The organism is Micromonospora sp. AB353 (assembly GCF_049538395.1).
GTDB classification, from domain to species: Bacteria; Actinomycetota; Actinomycetes; order Mycobacteriales; family Micromonosporaceae; genus Micromonospora; species Micromonospora aurantiaca.
The window spans coordinates 34668-41088 of sequence record NZ_JBMVFV010000053.1 but is presented as its reverse complement, the minus strand read 5'-3'; the positions used below and the strand labels follow the sequence as shown (position 1 = coordinate 41088).

Genomic DNA, 6421 nt, shown 5'->3' with positions numbered 1-6421 from the left:
TGGCTGGGGCACGGTCGAGCAGATCACCGACCCCGAGTACTCCACCACCGCCTTCCTGAAGGGCCTCAAGCAGGTCGACGGCTGGCGCGACATGCCCCTGACCAAGGCAGCCCAGACCGTCCAGGTGTCCGCTTACCCGGACCACTACGCCCAGTGGGAGCAGCAGGCCGCCGACCTGGTGGCCGAGCACTGGAACAGCTGAGACAAGCGAAAGGCCGGCACCCGAACAGCGGGGTGCCGGCCTTTCGCACGACAGCGTCAGGTGGCGCTGATCGTGCCGGTCGCCAGCAGGCAGATCACCAGGCTGCCCAGCGCCACCCGGTACAGCACGAAGACGTACAGCGTGTGGTGGGCGACGTAGCGCAGCAGCCACGCGATGGCCGCGTAGCCGACGGCGAACGCGATGAGCGTCGCGATCACCATCTGCGCCACGCTCGGCGCGGCGGTGCCCGGTGCGGACGGCTCGAAGACGTCCGGGAGGCTGAACACGCCGGAGATCACCACGGCCGGGATGGCCAGCAGGAACGAGTAGCGGGCCGCGGTCTCCCGGGTGAGGTTGAGCAGCAGGCCCGCGGTCAGGGTGCCGCCCGAGCGGGAGACGCCGGGGACCAGCGCCGCCGCCTGGGCGAAGCCCATGATGACGCCGTCGCGCATCCGGAAGTTCTCCAGCGTACGGGTCTGCCGGCCCCAGTACTCGGCGAAGGCCAGCAGCATCGCGCCGATGATCAGCGTGCAGGAGATCAACCAGAGGTTCCGGCCGGCGGTGCGGATCTGGTCCTTGAAGATCAGTCCGAAGATGCCGATCGGGATGGTGCCGACGATGACGTACCAGCCCATCCGGTAGTCGAGGCTGGACCGCACCGAGCGGTCGACCAGGCCGACGAACCAGGTGCGGACGATCCGCCAGATGTCCTTGGCGAAGTAGATCAGGACGGCGGCCTCGGTGCCGAGCTGAGTCACCGCGGTGAACGACGCGCCCGCGTCCCGGCCGAAGAACAGCTCCGAGGTGATCCGCAGGTGCCCGGACGAGGACACCGGAAGGAACTCGGTCAGCCCCTGGACCAGGCCCAGGACGATGGCCTCGATCCAGGTCACTCCCCGACTCCGGACAGCTCCAGGGCCTCGGCGACGGTACGCAGGGTCTGCACCCCGCTGTCCCGGTCGGCCACGAACAGCGACACCGACAGCGTGGTCACGCCCGCGGCGGCGTACTCCCGCATCCGCTCGGCGATGCGCTCCTTCGGGCCGAGCAGCGAAGTGCGGTCGATGAACTCCATCGGTACGGCAGCGGCCGCGTCGCGCTGCCGCTTGGCCAGGTAGAGGTCCTGGACCTCGCGGGCCGCGTCGCCGTAGCCCATCCGGGAGGCGAGCTGGTTGTAGAAGTTCTGCTTGCGGCTGCCCATGCCGCCGACGTACAGCGCGGCGTACCAGCGCACCAGCTCGGCGCAGGTGGCGATGTCGTCGCCGACCACGACCGGCACGGACGGCACCACGTCGAAGCCGGCCAGTTCCTTGCCCGCCGCCGCCCGCCCGGCGCGCACCGAGGCGAGGTGCTCCTCGGCGAACTCCGGGGAGTAGAAGACGGCCAGCCAGCCGTCGGCGATCTCGCCGGCCAGCTCCAGGTTCTTCGGACCGACGGCGGCCAGGTAGATCGGGATGTGCTCGCGCGGCGGGTGGAAGCCCAGCCGCAGCGCCTTGCCGGGACCGTCGGGCAGCGGCAGCGTGTAGTGCTCGCCGTCGTACGCGACCTCCTTGCGGGCCACCGCCAGCTTGACGATGTCGACGTACTCCCGGGTGCGGGCCAGCGGCTTGGCGAACCGCACACCGTGCCAGCCCTCGGAGACCTGCGGGCCGGACACGCCCAGGCCGAGCCGGAACCGGCCGCCGGAGAGCGTGTCGATGGTCGCGGCGGTCATCGCGGTCATGGCGGGGGTACGGGCCGGGATCTGCATGACCGCCGAGCCCACGTCGATGCGCTCCGTCTGACCGGCGATCCAGGCCAGCATGCTCGGCGAGTCCGAGCCGTACGCCTCCGCGGCCCAGACCACCGAGTAGCCGAGCCGGTCCGCCTCCTGGGCCAGCGCCAGGTGGTCGAAGGGCGTGCTCCACGCCGTCTGGTATCCGAGGTTGAGCCCGAGTCGCACTGATCCTCCCACCGTCCGCACCACAGGTCGCATCAGGTTACGCAATGAGCGTGGCACCCTCGACGTCCGGCTCGCCCCGAACATGTCACACCGGGTGGAGGTCGCGCGGGAAGTTGACTGCGGCGAGGATATCCGTGACGCCGGGTTCGAAATAAGGTTCACGCATGCAACAGCGACCGCTCGGCCGAAGCGGGCTGGCGGTATCGCGGCTCGCGCTCGGCACCATGACCTGGGGACGGGACACCGACGCCGACGACGCGGCCGCCCAGCTGAAGAGTTACCTCGACGCGGGCGGCAACCTCGTCGACACCGCCGACGTGTACGCCGACGGCGACGCCGAGTCGGTGATCGGCTCCCTGCTGGGCAGCCTGGTGGACCGCGACGAGCTGCTGATCGCCACCAAGGCGGGCCTGCGGCCGGGCAGCCGCCGCCGGGACGGCTCGCGCGGGCACCTGCTGCGCACGCTCGACGCCTCGCTGCGCCGGCTCGGCACCGACCACGTCGACCTGTGGCAGGTGCACGGCTACGACCCGGACACCCCGCTGGAGGAGACGCTCTCCGCGCTGGACCACGCGGTGTCCAGCGGCAAGGCCCGCTACGTGGGTGTGTCGAACTTCTCCGGCTGGCAGACCGCCCGGGCCGCCGCCTGGCAGGCCGCCTGGCCGGGGCGCGCCCCGGTGGTCGCAGCGCAGGTGGAGTACTCGCTGCTGGAGCGCGGTGTGGAGCGGGAGGTGCTGCCCGCCTGCGCCGGGATGGGGCTGGGTGTGCTGCCCTGGTCGCCGCTGGGCCGGGGCGTGCTGACCGGCAAGTACCGCAACGGCCGCCCGGCCGACTCGCGGGCGGTGTCGCCGCACTTCGAGCGGTTCGTCGCCACGTACCTGGAGCCGCGCTGCTCCAGCATCGTGGAGGCGGTCGCCATCGCGGCCGGCGGGCTCGGCGTGTCGCCGCTGGAGGTGGCGCTGGCCTGGGTGCGGGACCGGCCGGGCGTGACCGCGCCGATCCTGGGCGCCCGGACCGTCGGGCAGCTGCTCGGCGCGTTGCAGGTGGAGCGGATGACGCTGCCGGAGGAGATCGTCACGGCGCTGGACGACGTGTCGGCGGTGCCGGTGGGCTACCCGGAGCGCGACGGCTGAGCCGTACGAGGGCGATCCGGGTCACCCGCAGGGGGTGGCGGAGGGCCCGCGACCTGGGCAGCATAGGGGCATGGACTACGAATACGCGCCGCTGCGGTTGCCCTCGAACGTCGATCGGCTGACCGCCGCGGCGCAGCTGGCGATCCAGGCCGAGTTCTCCGGCTGGGAGCTGGCCCGGGTGCGGCTCTACCGGGACGGCACGCGGCAGGTGGTGCTGCGGCGCCGCCTGGTCAACCAGTCGCAGCCGGGCCTGTCGTACTGACGACGGGCCCGTCCCCGGGGCCGCGCGACGCGGCGCCGCCCCGGGGACGCGCACGGCCTAGTGCGCGTGGTCGTGCTCCTCGTCGAGTTCCATGAACGGGTGCTCGTCGAGCCGGCCGACCAGCCGGTCGTCGGCGGCCGGCTGGAACGGGCCGACCGGGTCGTCGTCGTCGAACGACTCCAGGTCGACCGGGGTGCCGACCTCGCTGACCATCACCACACCGTCGAGCGGCTCCAGCTCCGGCACGTCGAGCGCGGACAGCGAGCCGTCGCCGCTCTGCAGCAGTTCCAGCACCGCCTCGCCGACCCCCTCGACCGGCGCCGGCTCGTCCTCCTCCGGGGTGCCCTCCCTGCGGGCCGCCTCGGCGGCGCGCAGCAGCGCGGCGACGCTGGGCACCCGGTAGTCGCGCCGCTGCCGCACCGAGATGACCCGCGGATGCGGGTCGGTGGGCTCGCCGCCCTCGACGGCGCCGAAGCGCTCGTCGGCCTCGTCCGGGTCGATCGACTCCACGTCCCAGGGCGTCACCTCGCCGAACGCGTCGAGCAGCTGCTCGTCGTAGGCGAACGAGGCGTTGTTCAACGCGACGTACGCCTGCCAGACGGCGTCGTCGTCGATCCGGCCCTGGGCGGCCCGGACGGCGGCCAGGTGGGCGCGGGCCGCGTCGATCACCCGCTCGAGGGCGGCGTCCAGCTCACCGTGCTGGTCGGTCATGTGTGGCAGTCCCTTCGCGATGGGGGGAGGTTCCGCGCCGGCGGCGCCGCGGCGGGCGCGGTCAGCAGGTACGGAGGAAGCGGTCCAGAACCCGCACGCCGAACTGTAGTCCGTCCAGCGGAACCCGCTCGTCGATGCCGTGGAACAGGCCGGAGAAATTGAGGTCGGCGGGCAGCCGCAGCGGCGCGAAGCCGAAGCAGCGGATGCCGAGCTGGGAGAACGCCTTGGCGTCGGTGCCGCCGGAGAGCATGTACGGCACCGGGTGCGCGCCCGGGTCCTCGGCGCGCAGCGCCTCCGACATGTGCGCCACCAGGTCACCGTCGAACGTGGTCTCCAGGGCCGGCTGGCGCTGGACGTACTCGATGGCGATGTCCGGGCCGACCAGCTCGCGCAGCTGCCGTTCCAGTTCCTCGCTCTGCCCGGGCAGGCTGCGGCAGTCGATGGTGGCGGTGGCGCGGCCGGGGATGACGTTGTCCTTGTAGCCGGCGGCCAGGCGGGTCGGGTTGGCGGTGTTGCGGACGGTCGCGCCGATGATGTTGGCGATCGGGCCGAGCTTGGCGATCGCGGTCTCCGGATCGTCCGGGTCGATCTCGATGCCGAGCACGTCGGAGACCTCGGCCAGGAACGCCCGTACGGTGTCGGTCATCACCACCGGGAAGCGGTGCCGGCCGATCCGGGCGACCGCCTCGGCGAGCGCGGTGACCGCGTTGTCGTCGTGCACCATCGAGCCGTGGCCGGGCCGGCCCTTGGCGTGCAGGCGCAGCCAGTCGATGCCCTTCTCGGCGGTCTCGATCAGGTAGAGGCGGCGCTGCTCGTCGACGGAGTAGGAGAACCCGCCGACCTCACCGATCGCCTCGGTGCAGCCGTCGAACAGGCCGCGGTGCCGCTGGGTGAGGAAGTGCGCGCCGTAGTCGCTGCCGGCTTCCTCGTCGGCGGTGAACGCGAGCACGATGTCGCGCCGGGGGCGGACGCCGGTGCGCTGCCAGTCGCGGACCACGGCGAGCACCATCGCGTCGAAGTCCTTCATGTCGATCGCGCCGCGGCCCCACAGGTAGCCGTCGCGGATCTCGCCGGAGAACGGGTGCACCGACCACTCGTCCGGGTCGGCGGGCACCACGTCGAGGTGGCCGTGCACCAGCAGCGCGTCGCGGCCGGGCTCGGTGCCGGGGATCCGGGCGACCAGGTTGGCGCGGCCGGGCGCGGATTCGTGGATCTCGGCGTCGACGCCGGCCTCGGCGAGCTTCTCCGCGACGTACTCGGCGGCGCGCCGCTCCCCCGCGCTGGTGTCGTTGTCGCCGGTGTTCGTGGTGTCGATGCGCAGCAGGTCGCGGCAGAGGTCGACGACCTCGTCGGTGGCGTCGGGTCGGGCGGGGGCGGCGTCGCTCGTCATCGCTTCCTTATACCAGCAGGTGAGGTGGTCGCGGGCCGCCGGTTGCCCGGCGGCGGTTTCGCGGCACGCCCGGCCGGGTACCGCCGGACCGCCCGGACATCGACTCCGGCCGTCACGAGGAGGGCACCATGACCGTCCCCCTGCCGCCGTTGCCGCCGGCCGCCGACGACGCGTACCGGCCGGGTGGGCGCAGCGTCGCCGACCTCGTGGACACCGAGCACCGGGCGCTGCTGGGGCTGGCCGACCGGGTCACCGACCCGGCGCTGGACGCCACCGGCCGGCGTGAGGTGCTCGACGTGCTGACCGCCGCGGTGTCCCGCCACCTGTCCGCCGAGGAGCAGTACCTGTTCCCGGCGGCCCGCGCCGCCATGCCGGACGCGGCGGAGCTGGTCGAGCGGGAGATCGAGGCCGACGCCGGGCTGCTGACCGCGCTCAAGGAACTGTCCGGCGCCGACGACCCGGCGGTCGCGGACGTGGCCGAGCGGCTACGCCGGCACGTCAGTCGCGTCGCCGCGCTGGTCACGCCGCTGCGCGAGGTGGCCAGCGACGCCGAGCTGATCCGGCTGGGCAACCGGTGGGAGATCGCGGAGGAGGCGGCGCCGACCCGGCCGCACCCCGGCACGCCCGCCACCCCGCCCTGGAACAAGATCGTCGAACCGGCCGTCGGCGTGCTGGACAAGGTGCGCGACGCGGTCTCCGGACGGCGTACCCGGCTGAGCGACCTGGAGCACCACCGCCAGGGGTGAGCCGATCGCCCCTTCCGTGTATCGGTTCGTGGTCC

At 72.8% G+C, this 6421-nt stretch carries 7 protein-coding genes and 1 pseudogene; 4 read left to right on the top strand and 4 right to left on the bottom strand.

Features of this window, described 5'->3' with window-relative positions:
* A pseudogene (locus ACPCK6_RS20615) lies at positions 1-202 on the top strand (hypothetical protein); the annotation flags it as partial.
* A 56-nt stretch (positions 203-258) separates the two neighbouring features.
* On the opposite strand, the gene ACPCK6_RS20610 reads toward ACPCK6_RS20615, so the two are convergent.
* Both ACPCK6_RS20610 and ACPCK6_RS20605 read right to left on the bottom strand, forming a co-directional pair.
* Positions 259-1095 (bottom strand): undecaprenyl-diphosphate phosphatase, encoded by an 837-nt coding sequence (locus ACPCK6_RS20610; protein ID WP_318333917.1) that lies wholly within the window; start codon positions 1093-1095, stop codon positions 259-261.
* Positions 1092-2144 (bottom strand): LLM class F420-dependent oxidoreductase, encoded by a 1053-nt coding sequence (locus ACPCK6_RS20605; protein WP_423481923.1) that lies wholly within the window; start codon positions 2142-2144, stop codon positions 1092-1094. The genes ACPCK6_RS20610 and ACPCK6_RS20605 overlap by 4 nt, the downstream gene beginning before the upstream one ends.
* A 164-nt stretch (positions 2145-2308) precedes the next feature.
* On the opposite strand from ACPCK6_RS20605, the gene ACPCK6_RS20600 reads away from it, so the two are divergent.
* Positions 2309-3277, top strand: a complete 969-nt coding sequence (locus ACPCK6_RS20600; protein ID WP_013286071.1) for an aldo/keto reductase — start codon at positions 2309-2311, stop codon at positions 3275-3277.
* A gap of 70 nt (positions 3278-3347) precedes the next feature.
* A complete protein-coding gene (locus ACPCK6_RS20595) occupies positions 3348-3539 on the top strand; it encodes a DUF5703 family protein (RefSeq protein WP_030274256.1) in 192 nt (63 codons plus the stop codon).
* Between the two features lie 57 nt (positions 3540-3596).
* On the opposite strand, the gene ACPCK6_RS20590 is transcribed toward ACPCK6_RS20595, so the two are convergent.
* On the bottom strand, positions 3597-4250 hold the full coding sequence (locus ACPCK6_RS20590) for a hypothetical protein (protein ID WP_013286069.1): 654 nt from the start codon (positions 4248-4250) through the stop codon (positions 3597-3599).
* A gap of 61 nt (positions 4251-4311) precedes the next feature.
* Positions 4312-5640: a M20/M25/M40 family metallo-hydrolase gene (locus ACPCK6_RS20585; protein ID WP_423481922.1), complete on the bottom strand. Its 1329-nt coding sequence runs from the start codon at positions 5638-5640 to the stop codon at positions 4312-4314.
* 128 nt (positions 5641-5768) lie between these two features.
* Here ACPCK6_RS20585 and ACPCK6_RS20580 point away from each other — a divergent pair, with 128 nt between their 5' ends.
* Entirely contained in the window at positions 5769-6386 is a 618-nt protein-coding gene (locus tag ACPCK6_RS20580) for a hemerythrin domain-containing protein (RefSeq protein WP_423481921.1), read from the top strand.
* Positions 6387-6421 lie beyond the last annotated feature (35 nt).